The organism is Sphingobacteriaceae bacterium GW460-11-11-14-LB5, from assembly GCA_002151545.1.
In the GTDB taxonomy this organism is placed as follows: domain Bacteria; phylum Bacteroidota; class Bacteroidia; order Sphingobacteriales; family Sphingobacteriaceae; genus Pedobacter.
In genome coordinates, this window is sequence record CP021237.1 from 3,314,618 (window position 1) to 3,330,988 (window position 16,371).

The following is a 16,371-nucleotide window of genomic DNA, read 5'->3' on the forward strand; positions in this document are numbered from 1 at the left end:
CATATCCAGGGTTTTCCATCAATGTTGGGTACAGTCTCGTGCTACCATTCTTTTATTTGGGTAGCTTTATTCTAGTCAATAAAGTCCTTCGACAGGCTCAGGATAACAAATCAGGCATATTAGCAAAGCCCTTCGACAGGCTCAGGATGACAAAATATTTATAATACAAACTCCTTTAGCATGCAACCACAAAAGCAATCTTCCAGCGGACACTAAAATGAATTGATATTCATTTAATTATTTACCTGCTGAGTGGTCTTTCTGGAAAGAACTACCCATCCAGGCTTTTTGAGCGGTCCAGGGTGCGGCTGCTTCTGTCCAAAATGCATTGTCGGCTGGTAGGCCTAAGGGTAAAAAACCCAAGGTTGCCATATAAAGGCTACCTGTGCAGGTATATGGATCGGCAATTTCAGGCTGATGGCCGTTAAATCCTAAAACCAACCATCCCTGTGCATCAAAATTCTGGTTACCAGCATACATATTTTCGAATACTTTAGTCAGCGCACAACGGACTTGTGCCGGGCTTAATTCTTTGGGTAACTTTTGATCGAGTGCAATTTGCCCCAGGGTTTGAAAAGCAGCCGTACGGTAGGTTACACTTCTTCCTATTGGTGGATATTCGCCTGTTGATGAAATCATCCTTTCGGTAATCTGGGCATAACGTACAGCACGGTCGGTGGCTTTTGTTAGCTGTGCTTCGGACATCTTTTTCTTGCTTACCATTACTTTCAGGATATCCATCATCATCGGGTGGATGACATAAGAATTGTAATAATCGGTACTGAAACTCGATCCGTCAGAATACCAGCCGTCTCCAACGTACCATTCATTTAGTTTGTTAATGGCTGTCATGGTGCGGTAAGGCTCATAGTCTTCGCCAACACTTAACAACCATGCTTCTTCTATTGCCGTAAATAAGAGCCAGTTGTTATAAGCCCCTGTTCTATTTCTTAAGGATTTAATTTCGGCGATGTATCTTTTTTGTGTGGTTTCGTTTAATGCTTTCCAGATATTTGGTGCACGCAAAAAGCCCTGCACTACATAGGCTGCATCTACAATAGGCTGCGCATCGGTTCTGAAGTTAATATAATCGGCACTTGACGGATCAACGGCGTTGCTTAAAGCCTGAATGGTTTCCGCCTTAAACTTTGCCCTGAGTTTCCCCTCCTCTGTTTCATCATCGGGCAGGCTTAACCAGGGCGCAATACCGGCAAAAGTACGACCCAAAGCTTCTGTATAACCGACCTCCCTTACATTGTTATAGTAGTGTGGCGCCACTTCGGTAGCCATATTTTTTTTCAACGTATTGCTGGCCAGATGATGAATAACAGGATAGGCAATTTTATATAAAGTTTTTACCCAGAATGCCCTGTCTTGTGCACCGCTGGCTGGAGGATTTACTTTATTCTTCTTTCCGCTTTGTGCCTGGGTAACTGTGCTTGTGGTTAAAAATACAAGGCTTATTAAAAAGACATGTTTAATATTGTTCATGGCTAATTTGATCATTTTATTTGGTGCTGATTTCAAAAAATTTGCTGGTTCCGGCTGTAATATTCTCGGTAAAGTATACCCCGGTTATTTTTTCATCTTTATAGCTGACACTTAAAGGTACAATTTGGCCGCTGGCCGCGTTTCTTGCAATTAATTGCTTCGGATTTTTCACTTTAACCTTTTTTACAATTTGTGGCCATGCAATTTTTACCGTTTGATTGTTATTGGTTGAAGATCCGTTATATGCCTCGGCAAAAACACTTTTATCATGATTTGCAATACTTAAGCGAAACATTTCACTTCCTGCCAATAAAAAAGCACCAACCCCGTAAACATCTGTATCGTCATAGCCAACTTTATCGGGTGCAGCACCTTGTGCCTGTACAAAGCCCAGCTTTCCATCAGGGTGAACAGAAGCGCTAAGGGCGGCCCAGGCTTTGGAAATTACCCCTTCGTACTTTTTGTAAGGGATGAGCCCGTTATTTACGCCCCAGGCCATCGCATAACAGATAAATCCGGTACCGCTGGTTTCTTTTGAAGCATAACTTTCGGGATCGAGTAAACTGGCATGCCAGCTGCCATCTGCCTGTTGCAGCGACGCTAACTTTTCAGACATGCTGATAAACAATTTCACTAATTTCTCCCGCTCAGGATGATTTTCGGGTGTTACCGATAAGAGACGAACTAAACCGCCAATAACCCATCCATTGCCTCTGCTCCAGAATACTTTTGTTCCATTTTTTTCCTTTTTATCGAAATAACGGCTGTCGCGGTAAAAAAGATGCTCATCTTGATCGTATAAATAGGATGTTGATTTCCACCATAATGCGATTGATTTATCGAGGTATTTGGCATCTCCGGTTGCCTGGCTTAAATAACCCAGTGCCGGTGGGCCCATAAACAAGGCATCGCACCAGGCCCATTCGCGGGTATAAATATTATTTTTCCATTCTAAACTTTCCAAATGTGGTAAAGAAACAATGGTATCGGCCAGGGCTTTAAACTTCTGAATATATTCGGGTCTTTTATAAATGGTATACAACTGCGAATAAAGCTGACCAACGCAATAATCGTCTGCAAAATATCTATATCTTCCTGTTTCCCACTTGTTATCTTCACCAACCTGAATGAGCTTTTTATAATAGCTATCGTTATCGGCCAGGCGTGCCCATGCCATCATACCAGCATACATGGCGCCACTGGTCCAGTCTTTTTTCGGGTTTTTCCATCCTGCTGTTTCTAAATTTGTCCATTGCCAGTCAGCAACTTTTTTCATCTGGCTGATGATATCACTTGCTACCAGCTGTTTTTTCTGCGCACTTACCTTTTCGAAAGCGAAAAGAACCAAAAGGAATAGAATTATTTGTTTCTGCATTTAATTGTTGATTTTAATGATCTGGTTAATAACATCCAGTCATTTATTAGGATATTGTTTAACTGGTGATAAAAATTCTTTATTTATTCAGGATTGTTAAATAGCAAAGCTGCTTAATTCTCCCGTTTTTATATAGGGAAAATCTTAAATGATTGGTGTGAAAACCTTAAATTTTAAGGCCCTCACTTAACCATAATTCAGCTAAAAAAACATCAATAAATTGGTTACCAGCACTATGTAATTGTTTATTGGGCGAGAGGGTTTGTGCCTTTAAACCTGAACCAGTTAAAATCTGCATAACCACCTTCTCCTTCTTTTTTGGTACTGAAATTAAATAAAGCAAAGCGATTGGCGGTCCAGTTATACCCAACGGCCATGTTAAGCTGGTTCCCAAATGAAATGAATTTCTCTCCATCCAGGCTGTATGCGAATGTTGCTTTATAACCAATATGTGAGGCATTTGCTTTTATCCAGATTTTATGCTGTTTAAAAACTTTAATGCTGTCAATCACTTTATTATTGTTTACCATAATCAATGTTTTTTCGTCGCCCGCTTTCCTTACTGCGATATAAGCGTAAGGTTTTTGAAAAATACCGAATCCGGCAACATTACCATCTTTTAAACCCGTTATATCCATTTCAACAATCCCTTCAGAGGCTGGCCCCTGAACACGCTGGGTAAGTGTATTGCGCGCCATTGTTAAGTCGTTCGCCAATGAAGCCTGTAAACGCATATGGCCTTTTCTTTTCTTTAACGACCATTTTTCGTTATCGGGATTATGGTTCCACTGCCATTGCAAGCCAAGGTTTACTGCATTAAACTCATCTGATGTTGCCGGTACTTTTACAGGATAAGTCTGACCAACATTTGGCTTTGCTGCATTTATTACACCTTTACCATCTACACCTAACATCGGCCAGCCATCTACCCAGGTCACGGGTTCTAAGTGGGGAGAACGACCTATTGGCCAGCGGTCCTGCATAATCATAAACCACCAGGAGCCATCTTTAAGCTGCAGCATTCCGCCCTGGTGTAAAAAACTGCCGGGAAGCGTTACATCACTGCGCATAACGACTTTCGCTTCGTATGGACCGTAAATATTATCCGACCGCAAACAGATCTGTCTGCCATTGGTACCTCCGGTAGTACTTAAAATATAATACTTTCCATTTACTTTATACATGTGCGAACCTTCTAAATAAGGAAAATCACGGTTTTCATAAATTTCCTTTTGAGGTGTTTTAACCGATAACGCATCTGCATTTAATTCGGTTATAAAAATTTTTTGTTGTCCATGGGCCACATAAACTTTACCATCATCATCAAAAAACAGCCCCGGATCGTATAAATATTCCGGAAAAATAGTCCGCTTCCATGGCCCTTTGATGTCTTTTGCCACACACATGGAATAACTGCCCTTTGCCCCATTCCTGCTCGGGGTACAAAAGCCAACATAAAATAATCCGTTGTGATACCTGATTGTTGCTGCCCAGGAGCCATTACTGTACATATTTCCACCCTGCAGGTTATATCTTGGATCTTCATCATATTTATCTACGGCATACCCTGCCATTTCCCAGTTCACCAAATCTTTAGAATGCAAAATAGGGCAGCCCGGCACGTAGTTCATACTGGTAGAAACAAAGTAAAAATCATCACCTACACGGATAAAATCCGGATCGGCCCAATCGCCCGTAAGTAAGGGGTTCTTAAACGTGCCGTTGCCATTATCGGCTGTCCATACATTGGAAAGGGGTTTCTGGTCAACATTCTGGGCCTGGCCAAGCTGAAAGCTTAACAAACCGATGCTGACCAGAAGTAATTTAATTTTTGGAGACATTTAATGGTTATTTATGATGGTAAAATTGTGATTAACAACAAAATATAGCTTTAATCTTTTGAAATTCCTTATCTAGTTTTTATACAGTCCAATTTCTGCAATACACGATTTATTTGGTTCTGCCGTATCATAATTAGACTTCACAATAATTTTGAAGTACCTGAATGTTTTAGCAGAAGCAAAAGGAATTTTAGATTCAGTGTCAACCTTTGGTACAACGAAGTTACCTGCTGAGGCCCAAACCTGGTTATCAGAACTGGTCAGAATTTCCACATCCTTTACAGCACGGTAAGCCCCTGCCCGCTGGCGGATGGTAAAGCCATCGGCAGTACTGCTTCGAGCGAGATCAATGGTTACATAATGAGGCAAAACTGCTGCAGGAGATGAATGTTTGGCAAACCAAAAGCTATTAATATCATCGTCAATCATATAACTGGCGGGTTTGTTCTCTATTACAGTTTCCTGCGAACTAAAATCAATTACCTTCCAGTCACTTTTATCAAATCCGGATGGCGCTATGTTGATCACTGGAATATTATTTAAAAAGTTAAAATTAAAGGTCGTATTTGTGATCCTTCCGTTTTCGTGAATCAGTTTTACTTTTAATTCTGCAGGATTGTTCGCTTTATAGCTGTTATTCATTTCAGTCATCGGCAATTCCACATAAAAGCTATCAAGCCCGATTACTTTCGTGCTCCAGGTTACCGCATTATAATCTTTATTTACCCCAACTCCTTCATTATTGTTGTTGGGATCGAGGTAATAGGTAACATCCGTAACCGGAACACTACTGGTAAATCGGCCCGAGACAATAATAGCACCTTTGGTCGTAGAATAAGAAGCGTACATCCTTTTAATTTTTGCCGTTACCGCTCCATAATAAGTGATGGAAGTGTTGGTTTGAAAAACCTGATTGGTATTTAAAATCGCACAATCTGCCTCCGTGAGAAATGTAGGTGATTTTCCATAGGTCCCATTGCCACTTCCCATTAGCGAAGTACCATAGTTGGGGTCATTTATCCTTGACTCACGCTGTCTGTTATGGTCTAAATTTATACCATGCCCCAGCTCGTGCATTAATCCTCCCAGTCCGGTCGTACTGGTAACCTCTTCTCCTCTGTCGGGCCAAAAACAATATTTTCCGTAACCGACATACGGATTACCGATGCCGCTTGGTATGGAAGGACTTATGACAAGCGAATGCTCGCCTGATTTTGAGCCAGGGTGGGCTGTAAAATAAGCTTCCACTTCAGCAACAATATCATTCAAATGATCTGTAGTATACTTGTCGTAAGTGTATTTTGCCGGTATGGTAATTATTTTTATCCTGGTTTTGCTAGGATTGGTGAATAAACCAAAGGTTTTAAATCCATATCCATTGAGCTTCATCTGATTGCCATAATAGGTTTGCGCTGACAACATGATGTCGCTTAAGCGGCGTTCATATTCTGGTTTAGCAGGATTATCTGTAGGCACAAAGTATACTACATTTAAATTATACTTGTGATCACTTGTAAAGCCTGTATCTACAGTTGCGACTGGCGTTGTTGTTTCGACAGTTTCTACGGGAACATTTTTCGTGCAGGCTGCAAAAAAGAGCGGCAGGCACAATAACAGGGATGTTTTTTTCATTTTGAATAGATTTTTGGTTAGGTTGATAGGTAGATTATTTTTACTTCATGATTTTCCTGGTTGATTTACCAACCAGGATTTTGAAACAGCTTATCTGAAATATTGACCTGGATTGCCGGAATTGGCAGCAGGTTCATTTTTGGTTCTATAAATACCGAAATAGGTTTTGGGATGTTAATCTTCTCGTAAGAATAGGTTCCATTTGCATTTTTGATGATCTTCATTCCGGTAAGCACAGTTGCATATGTACTCGCTCCAACCTTCCATCTGCGGATATCCCAGAAACGGTGATCTTCGTAAGCCAGTTCAATCCTACGCTCGTCTCTGATGTATTTGCGCATTTGTTCCTGATTTAACCCTGTAGGGAGATTTGCAGGTAAAAGTCCCGCCCGCTCTCTAATCTGACGCATCGGCTCATAAGCATCGGTCGTTTGTCCAGCTTCATTTAATGCCTCTGCATAATTCAACAGCACTTCAGCATACCTTAAAAAAGGAAAAAAGTGCTGTGTTCCTCCAGTTGAACCAGTTACATCTTCGCTCATCATTTTCCGGTTATAGTAACCTGTTTCTGTTCCGGGAGTGATATAAGGTATGCTCAGCCCATCATTAGGTGCATTAAAATAAGTAAATACCGGTTGTTTGGTATTGGTTGATGGATTTAACCACGATGCACCGTTATAGATAATGGAACGATAGAATCTCGGATCGCGGTTTACATAAGGATTCTGTGGATCATAACCTGAGCCGGGTGCATTGATCGGCATCCCGTTACGCATCGGATAAGTGTCTACATAATCTCCGTTGGGCGCATTATGATATGCGCCACCCCTGCTTGCCGGAAGATGTGAGTTTTCATAAGTGCGGTTACTTCCCGCCAGTCTGGCAAAAATCATCTCTTTATTTACCCTGAGCAGGAATACATTGTAGAAACCCTCTGCGGTGCTGTTATTTCCGCCGTCGCCCTGTAAAAGGCTATAATAATTCAGGTCAATAACCGCTTTCGCAGCAGCAGCGGCTTTTGTCCATCGCTGTTTATCTTCAGTTGGGTATCCAAAAACAGGGTTAGCATTTGCAGCACCCCCATTAAATAAAGGACTTGCCGCAAATAACAGCACCCGGGCTTTTAGTGCCAGGCAAGCACCCTTTGTAATACGGCCATGGTTATAACCCTCTGTTCCAGTATATTCCATTGGCAGATCAGCTGACGCACTTTCCAGGTCCTTAACCACATAATTCACACATTCTTCGTAACTGTTTCGCGGCAGATTAAAATCATCATCTAATGTAAGTACCCGATCAACCAAAGGAATTCCGGCATAATGTTTCATCAATAAATGATAATACCAGGCCCTTAGAAAACGAGCTTCGGCTTTCATCCTTTTCTTTAGCGCTGAAGATAATGGCGATTCATCTACCCTGCTGATAAAAAGATTGGCCTTTCTGATCGATTTATAGGTATTCTTCCATATATTATTAAAAGGATCGGGTAAAGAACTAGGGCTATAGTTTCCTTGCTGAAAAGCTGCTGCAGGCGACACATTTGTCGTTGTCCAGCGCTCGTCAGACTCATCGCTAAACTCCGACAAAGAGTTAGAGGTGTTGATGCGTGTGGTCATGCTTTCCGGCCCCAGATCGGCATAAATACTGGTTAATATCTGTATGGTACGAACACTATCGGTCCATACGTCTTTATCGAAGATATCAGTCTGGGTATCACCTGTTAATACGCCGTCCTTTTTACAGCTAAACAGGGCACTTACGGCCAATATTAGTAATGCAATATGTTTTAGTAATTTCATGACACTTAAAAATTAAGGTTTAACCCAAGACTATAAATTTTCTGTTGAGGATAATTTTCGCCCCGGCCGCTTGGCGACTCGGGATCAAGGATCTTAAGCTTGTCCCAGGTAAGCAGGTTTGATCCGTTAGCATAGATACGAAGGCTACCTACTCCTATTCGTTTCAGGACTGAAGGCGTTAACTGGTAGCCAATCTCCAAATTCTTTAAACGGAGATAATTACCTGAGCGCTGCCAGAACGTAGATGTTGTTGGCCTGTTGTTGGCACCACCACCGGCAAGATGCAGTTTTGGATAGGTTGCATTGGCTGCATTCTCAGGTGTCCATCTTCCCAGGTGGAACTCCTGAAAATTTCCGATATTTTCATAAATCAGCTCATCTGTAGGCCTAACACTGTTGTTTACAGCTCCCTGAAGCAAAAAGCTAAAATCGAAACCCTTATAGTTTAGTCCTGCAGACAGTCCAAAAGTAGTATTGGGTACAACCGGGAAACCAATAGGGCCCTTGTCATCGTCATTTATAATTCCATCACCATTCAGATCGGCATACTTCAAATCACCCACCTGCGGTTTAAAAGCGGTACCAGGACTGTTAGCAACATCTTCCGGGCTCTGATAGAACCCGATCCACTGCCAGCCAAAGGGCTGCCCTACTGGCTGTCCGGTAAGTTGTAGCCAGGGATATTTTTTACGTTCCTCATCACGCTCCAGCACTTTGTTTTTCGCTATTGCAATGTTTCCTTTTACAAAATAACCCAGTTTGTGATCCCTGTTGGTATAACCGATCTCCAGCTCCATTCCCTTATTACTTACTTTGCCCATGTTTACCTCAGGCAGGGTAATCCCCACCACATCTCCTACAGTGGTCCTTGTGGTAATAATATTGTACCTGAAATTATCGAAGTAATCGAAGGTGATATTTACTTTAGATTTAAACAATTGTGCATCAAAGCCGATATTGGCCTTTCTTTCCTTTTCCCAGGTCAGCTTGTCGTTACCGAGTTTTCCTTCGGCCAGTCCGTTGTAGGTGGTATTCGAATCACCGAACTGGTAAGTGCCCGTAGGCACATAAGTACTCAGGTAGGCATATGTGGTGAGGTCAAGGCCAACATTGTCGTTTCCAACAATTCCGTAAGAACCCCTGATTTTAAAATAGTTTAAGAATTTAAGGTTATTCTTCACAAAAGATTCTTCAGATACCACCCAACCTGCAGAGGCGGCCGGGAAGACACCAAAGCGGTTGGTATTGTTAAATTGGTTTGACCCGGTATAACCAAGGTTAAATTCGACCAGGTAACGTCCCGCATAATTGTAGGTGGCTCTTCCAACCCAGCCCAGGTAACTAATTTTACGGGATGGATCGGGAACTCCGCTACCATTGACATATACCCTTGTATTTTGGTTATAAAGCGCCAGAACCGTTAAATTGTGTTTTCCGAACTGGTTTGCATAATTAAGAGATGCTTCGAGATTGGTAGCCGTTCTCGGAGCAAGGTTATTTGTACCTACCTGATAAGGCCTTAAAACATTGTTAGCCGTATTGAACAGACTATAGGTGTTGTTAGTTGGGTTATACCTGTAGGTTGGATAACCACTTCTGAACAGGTCCTTTTCTGAAAACTGGGTATTGTTAAAAGCAAATGCACCTTTAGCAGATAAACCTTTCAACAAAAAGTCGAGTTTATGTGTGGCTGTTAAATTAGAGGTCAGTACGGTGTTGTAAGTCCTGTCGTAACCAGCCAATGTTAACTGCGCTACCATGTTAGGATGTTGATTGCTTTGAGGCGGTGCGGCATAGGAACCATCGGGATTGTAAACCGGGAATGAATAAGGTGCAAAGCCTAAACGGAGCAACTGGTTAAATACTGAACGTCCTGCTTCGTTGGGATGCGGCTGATTGACGTTTTCCAGCCTTGAAGACAGATCGAGGCCAATATCCAGGTTATTGTTTACCTTAATATCTACATTCGACCTGAAATTATAACGTTTTAAATAATAGGTGTTGTCGGTTTCACTTTCCTTAAAGTTTTTAAACAGTCCATTCTGGTTCATCATTCCGGCCGAAACAAAATACTTTACATTTTCGGTACCGCCAGAAACGTTGGCATTAAACTGTGTTTGCAATGAGCTAGGCCTCATCACTTCGTCATACCAGCTCACATTAGGGTAAACGGAAGGATTTGTACCTAAACGAAATTCTTCGAGCTGGCTATCGGAATATGGAAAATTAGCCGCCTGCCCGTCATTTACGTAACTTTCTTTTAATAACAGCAGTGAGTTATAGGCATCCAATAATTTCGGCAAGCGGGTTGACTGCTGAATTCCCGTTTGGTTACTGATGGAAACCTTTGCTTCTCCCGTCTGGCCACGTCTTGTTGTCACGATGATTACACCATTTGCCCCGCGTATCCCATAAACCGCTGTAGCCGAAGCATCTTTCAAAATAGAAATATTCTCTACTTCGTTCATATCGATCTGGCCAATATTATCCTGTTGTACACCGTCTACAATCAATAAAGGTCCCGTTCCTGAGCGGTAGGTACTGATCCCCCTGATCTGTATGGCGGCCTCGTCTTTGCCGGGCTGTCCGCTATTCTGCTGCGCAAAAAGACCCGGTAAACGGCCAGACAGGGCATTGGTAAGATTTGCCACCGGACTCTGTTTAAGTTCCTTTCCACTTACACTGGCAATTGATCCTGTTAATGTCGCTTTTTTCTGTGTTCCAAAACCAATCACCACCACATCATTCAATCCTTCTACACTTTCTTCCATTTGTACATTATATACGTTTTTGGATTGCAACTTCTCTGATCTTGTCCTGTAACCTACCCCGCTGAATACTAACGTTCCATTCGCAGGCGCGTTCTGAATCACGTAAAGGCCCTTATTGTCTGTTGTACTTCCAATAGCAGTACCTTCTACTTTAACATTTATTCCCGGAAGCCCCCCGGCACCATCGGTTACCCGACCATTTATTGTTCTGGTTTGGGCAAAGCCAAACAGTACACTCAGTGTACAAACCAGCATTATATATATCTTCTTCATTATATCGTAAATAGTAATTTGTAAGCCCGCTTAATTCCAGCCCGGATTTTGAACCAGGGCGCTGTTTTTCTGTATTTCCAGATAAGGCACCGGATACAGGTACATTTTAGCCGCATCAAATGTGACCGTTTGCACCACAACATTCGGGTCGTAGGTGAATGTTTTGTCGGCATTTTGGATAATCTTCATCCCTTTTAAGGAGCCGTTTAAAACATTTTCTGCAATTTTCCATCTGCGGATATCCCAGAAACGGTGTTCTTCGAATGCCAGCTCAATGCGTCGCTCGTTTCGGATGATTGCCCTCATTTGTGCTTTATCTAATGAGCCCTGCGCAAAAACCCCGGTGCTGCCGCCTCTTTTTCTGAGGTCGTTAATTACTTTGTAAACAGAGGCATCAGGTGCAGCTAATACTTCATTTTGAGCCTCCGCATAATTGAGGAGGATTTCGGCATATCTGAAAATGGGGAAATTATGGGTGGCGCTTGAAAAACCTGTTGCAGAGCCACTAGTGATCATAAATTTGCGCATGTAATAGCCTGTTTTTGTACCCATGCCAATACCAATCCGCGTATTGTTCTTACCTCCTACAAAGGTTTCTACAGGGCTACCCAGCCATGAAAAGCCATTGTGAAATATGGTCAGATAAAAGCGTGGATCACGGTCTTTATAAGGATCTGCAGCGTTATATCCCGAACCTGCTTCACCTATAGCCTTACCATTCAACATCGGAAAGGCATCTACAAGATTCTGCGTTGGGTCGGTGATTCCCTGCCCCGCCCTTTTATAACCCGGCGGCTCGTTAAGGCTTTCGATACTGGTATTATCTGCCTGCTGGTAGGCCAATATAAATTCTTTGTTGCTCCGTGTAGTGAACATGGTTCCAAAGTTGGCTTCGAGCGAATAGCTGTTTAGTTTAATCAGGTCGTCGGCCGCTTTTGCCGCTGCCTGCCATTTAACCACATCATTTGAAGGATTGTACAGTGGGCTGGCTTCATACAAAAGCAAGCGCGATTTAAGTGCCAGTACCACACCTTTAGAAAGCCTGCCCACCTCACCTGCTGTAAGCGTTGCCGGCAATTTATCTTTCAGGAATTCACATTCTGCCAGGATATAATCTACACATTCAGCCCTGGTATTCCTTGGAAGCTGAAGGTTGTCGTTCAAAACAAAAACTTTATCGCCAATCAATGGAACACCGCCCCATCTTTTTACCAGCTCGAAATAAAAAATGATCCGCAAAGCCCTTGCCTGAAAACGAAGTGCATCTTTTTTCACATCAGGAATGCCTGAGGTGCCAATGTTTGCCAGTAAAATATTCACTCTTCTTATTGCCATATAAGATGTGACCCAGGGGTTTTCCGGCAGATCTGAAGGCCCCCATTGTCCGGTCTTAAACTTATCTACAGCAGTCACAGAAATATCTCCGCTCAATGCATCATCAGTTCCGGCATCCAACAGGTTATTACCTATGCGGTTAAAGCCATTGGGTAGCTGCGCATATATTCCCGCCAAATATTCATCAATCAATATGCCTTCTCTATCCTTAGGATTAAAGATATCACTAAGGTCGGTACGTTCTACAGGAAGCTGCGTAAACACATCCTTTTCACAGGAGGAGATAAACACGGCAAACAATACCACGATTAATATTTTATATAATTTCATATGTTTAAAATTTAGCGGTTAAACCAATGTTATAGCTCTTGTAAAGCGGATAGCTGCTGAAGAGCGACTCCGGATCGAGGTCTTTAAGCTTCGTAATGGTAAGCAGGTTGAAGGCCGAAGTGAACAGCCTTAAATTTCCCAGCCCTATTTTGCGCGTTACCGAAGAAGGCAGGGTATAACCGAGCTGTATATTTTTAAGTCTCAGGTAATTGCCATCCCTGATCCAGTAAGTTGAAGTTCTGTGATTATTGGTGTTGGTACCAAAGCTTAAACGCGGATAATCTGCAGCAGTATTGGTGGGTGTCCAGCGATTTAAGTGATGCTCCTGAACATTCCCATTCTCCTGGAATTCCCATGCATTGTTTCCTGTAAAATAAAAGTCTTTCCCGGCAACGCCCTGCACTAAAGCAGAAAAATCAAATTGTTTATACCTCAGGCCAATAGAACCGGCGTAATAAACCGGCATACCTTTTTTTCCAATCGCGGTCACATCATCTTCATTGACTACCCCATCTGCATTTTGATCCACATAGCGGATATCTCCAGGTTTAAGCACCGTTGAAAACTGTTTGGGACTCTGGTCAATTTCGGCCTGGTTTTGGAAAAGTCCTGAAGCAACCAAGCCAAAAGCCTGGCCTATCTGCTGACCTGTACGTTGCTGGTAGGCGTATTTTCTGACCAGTTCATCTGTAAAAACTACTTTGCTGTTGGCCGCCTGAAGATTTCCACTCAAACTTAATTCCACCGCTCCGATCCTTTTTTGGTAATCTAATCCCAGCTCAATACCATTATAGTTATAAACGCCTAAATTTTCTAAAGGATAAACGGCTCCCAGTAATGGGTTTGACTGACCTCTTTGCTGCAGTACGTCATAGCGGTACTGCCTGAAATATTCAAGACTTATCCCCAAACTGTTCTTTAAAAGCCTTGCATCAATGCCCGCACTGTATACCCTTGTTTTTTCCCAGGTAATGGAAGGATTTCCTAAAGAGGCCTCATTCCAGCCTGCCATTCCCGTAGCTGTACTCCCGAAATAATAAGCATTACTTCCTGTGGTGTAGTAGGGCTGAAAAGCAAAATTTGAAGTCCTGTCAAAACCAAGCACACCGGCTGACGCTTTTAACTTTAACTGATCAAAAATATCGCCCTTAATAAAACTTTCTTTACTAAGATCATAACCTACAGAAAGGGCAGGAAATGTTCCGTACCTCTTATTAACAGGATATTGTTCGGTTCCCTGGTGGCTTACCGTCATGTCAGCAAATAACTTTCCATCATAGTTGTATGACGCTGTTGCAACAAGCCCCTGATAGGCGTGGGTGAGTGAAAGACCAACATCATACTGGTCCCAGATATACCTTAATGAAGCATCAATATGATGTTTTAAAAAGCTACGGTTATACTTTAAGCCTGCATCATAATTCAAGCGTCTTGCAAAACTGTTTCCGTACGAATTTGCATTGGCATAACTGGCGTTGGTGCCAAACTGCAAATAACTTTCAGCCTGGGTAACCGGATCAATAACGGGTTGAAAAACAGCGAAATTAGATCTGCTCCTCGAGATAATGTTGCTATAATAAGAGGTGTAGTGTATAGCACCTGTTAAAGAAAGACCGCTGGTAATGAAATTAAGTTTACGGTTCAGGCTGGCATCGACTAACAAGGTGCGTCGGTTATCTCTGTTGTAACCGGTTTGATAAAGCTGACCGTAAATATTTTTTACATAAAGTGAATTTCCAGCTAGCGAACCGTCCTTATTAAAAACAGGATATGCATTTGAAGGGGTTTGCCTGATCTGGTCCAGTATGGCATCCGTTCCGGCACCAGGACTATTCACCTGTTCGTATTTTCCCGACAAGCCTAAAGCTATGCTTAAATTCTTGTCGATATCAACATCAACATTTGACCGGAAATTGTAACGGTTAACCGTATTGTTAGTATTCAGGTCATTCGTTCCATCCCTAAAAATCCCTCCCTGGTTCTGATTCTCCAGTGCTACAAAATACCTGGCAGCAGGCCCGCCACCCTGAACATTCAGGTTAAACCGATTGAAACTATAACGGGGTTTAAGTGCGGTATCATACCAGTTTACATTTGGGTACTGATATAGATTGGTACCGTTCTTATAACCTTCCAAATCTGCAGGACTGTAGATCTGAGGGCGTCCGTCATTGGCTGATGCTTCGTTCGCAAGCAATGCATAATTATACGAATCGAGGTATTTTGGCAGGTTTATCGACTCCTGGATTGCGCCTTGTGCTGAAAAACTGATCACCTGTTTAGCATTAAGGCCATGCCTGGTTTGTACCAATACTACACCGTCTGAGCTTCGCATTCCCATGGCGGCTAGTGAAACCGGATCTTTAAGGACGGTGATGCTTTCTATTTCATTAAAGCTCAGTCCATCCATATCCCTGATCGCACCATCTACCATAATTATTGGTGTCCGGCCCCTTAAGCTAAGTGAAGAGCGGTCATTGCCATTTGAGATAGACTGCGTAGTAATCAGCCCGTTCAATCTTCCGCTTAAGGTATTGCTGATACTTGGCGTAGGAATATCACTCAATTCTTCTCCTTTAACTTTAGCCATTGAACCCGAAAAAGTTGAAGATTTAGGGGTTCCAAATAAAGTATTCACCAATTCGCCTGCAGGATCCTCTTGTAGAAATACATCAATGCTTTTTCCCGCCACACGGTGCTCCTGTTTATTGTAGCCGGTTAATTCGAAGATCAGTACATCATCGATATCGGCTTCCAGATTATAATAGCCTTTTGCATCAGTAAGTGCATTACCGGCCTTACCTTTAACACTCACTTTAACATCTTTTAAAGGATATCCATAACGGTTTTTTACCTGCCCTTTAATTAATTTCTGATGAGAATGGTACTCAGCTCCATCTACTGAAGAAGCGCTGGTTACATTGTACGATAGTGACCATACTATCACAATGAAAAATATCAGGTATTTTTTTTTCATGCGCTTACTAAAATTTGATTAATAGGGTTGAAAAAATTCTTTTCATACAATAATTGATGAGGTCTAAAAAACCGGGACAAAAAGCATCAATGCCAGCGCGAAATTCGATCGGGCGGTTATTTACACCCAGCGCTACTGCGTGATAGGTAGGCCACTTGCTGCCCCATACTTTAGCAGGATCATTGTTGGGATGTGACAAGCCTGGATGACAGAGACTGCCTTGTTGCTGAAAAATCCCAGGAAGCTCAAAATGTTTACATTTCGTAAAAACTTGGTTCATTGGTTTGTTGGTTAGCTGATTTATATTGACCGGTTACCCGGCCTGGTTAGTTTGTAAAATTGTTTAATCAACTGAATATTATATGGGGAATATCTTAAAGGAATAGTGCGAAAACCTTAAATTTTGAGGTGTTTTGAGGCTTTAAGCTATTTTTTCTGCAGAAACCTAGGGGCTATCTTTAATTTTACCAAAAAGTGTGGCTTAAAACAGATGGATACCTTTATAGCTGTGTAAAGGTTTGTTTATTTAAACGAGTAGATCTTTAAA

The 16,371-nt window shown here is 42.2% G+C and carries 9 protein-coding genes; all 9 read right to left on the bottom strand.

The genetic code is table 11. From position 1 onward, the window contains the following. Nucleotides 1-237: 237 nt before the first annotated feature. The 9 genes from CA265_13345 to CA265_13385 all read right to left on the bottom strand — a co-directional run bounded on the left by CA265_13345 (nucleotide 238) and on the right by CA265_13385 (nucleotide 16,104). Complete coding sequence (locus tag CA265_13345) at nucleotides 238-1,491, bottom strand: hypothetical protein (GenBank protein ARS42983.1); 1,254 nt, start codon at nucleotides 1,489-1,491, stop codon at nucleotides 238-240. 16 nt (nucleotides 1,492-1,507) lie between these two features. Next, entirely contained in the window at nucleotides 1,508-2,866 is a 1,359-nt protein-coding gene (locus CA265_13350; GenBank protein ID ARS40590.1) for a glycoside hydrolase, read from the bottom strand. A 245-nt stretch (nucleotides 2,867-3,111) separates the two neighbouring features. After that, nucleotides 3,112-4,707: a beta-xylosidase gene (locus CA265_13355; protein ARS40591.1), complete on the bottom strand. Its 1,596-nt coding sequence runs from the start codon at nucleotides 4,705-4,707 to the stop codon at nucleotides 3,112-3,114. A 72-nt stretch (nucleotides 4,708-4,779) separates the two neighbouring features. After that, the gene (locus CA265_13360) at nucleotides 4,780-6,339 is read right to left on the bottom strand and encodes a hypothetical protein (protein ARS40592.1); all 1,560 of its coding nucleotides are present in this window, start codon (nucleotides 6,337-6,339) and stop codon (nucleotides 4,780-4,782) included. Between the two features lie 65 nt (nucleotides 6,340-6,404). Continuing rightward, complete coding sequence (locus tag CA265_13365; GenBank protein ARS40593.1) at nucleotides 6,405-8,138, bottom strand: hypothetical protein; 1,734 nt, start codon at nucleotides 8,136-8,138, stop codon at nucleotides 6,405-6,407. A 5-nt stretch (nucleotides 8,139-8,143) separates the two neighbouring features. Then, complete coding sequence (locus CA265_13370) at nucleotides 8,144-11,182, bottom strand: hypothetical protein (GenBank protein ARS40594.1); 3,039 nt, start codon at nucleotides 11,180-11,182, stop codon at nucleotides 8,144-8,146. A gap of 30 nt (nucleotides 11,183-11,212) precedes the next feature. After that, nucleotides 11,213-12,847: a hypothetical protein gene (locus tag CA265_13375; protein ARS40595.1), complete on the bottom strand. Its 1,635-nt coding sequence runs from the start codon at nucleotides 12,845-12,847 to the stop codon at nucleotides 11,213-11,215. A gap of 4 nt (nucleotides 12,848-12,851) precedes the next feature. Further along, on the bottom strand, nucleotides 12,852-15,824 hold the full coding sequence (locus CA265_13380; GenBank protein ID ARS40596.1) for a hypothetical protein: 2,973 nt from the start codon (nucleotides 15,822-15,824) through the stop codon (nucleotides 12,852-12,854). Nucleotides 15,825-15,831: 7 nt separating this feature from the next. Then, nucleotides 15,832-16,104 carry a hypothetical protein gene (locus CA265_13385; protein ID ARS40597.1) on the bottom strand — a complete coding sequence of 91 codons (273 nt, stop codon included), beginning with the start codon at nucleotides 16,102-16,104 and terminating at the stop codon, nucleotides 15,832-15,834. Between the last annotated feature and the right edge of the window lie 267 nt (nucleotides 16,105-16,371).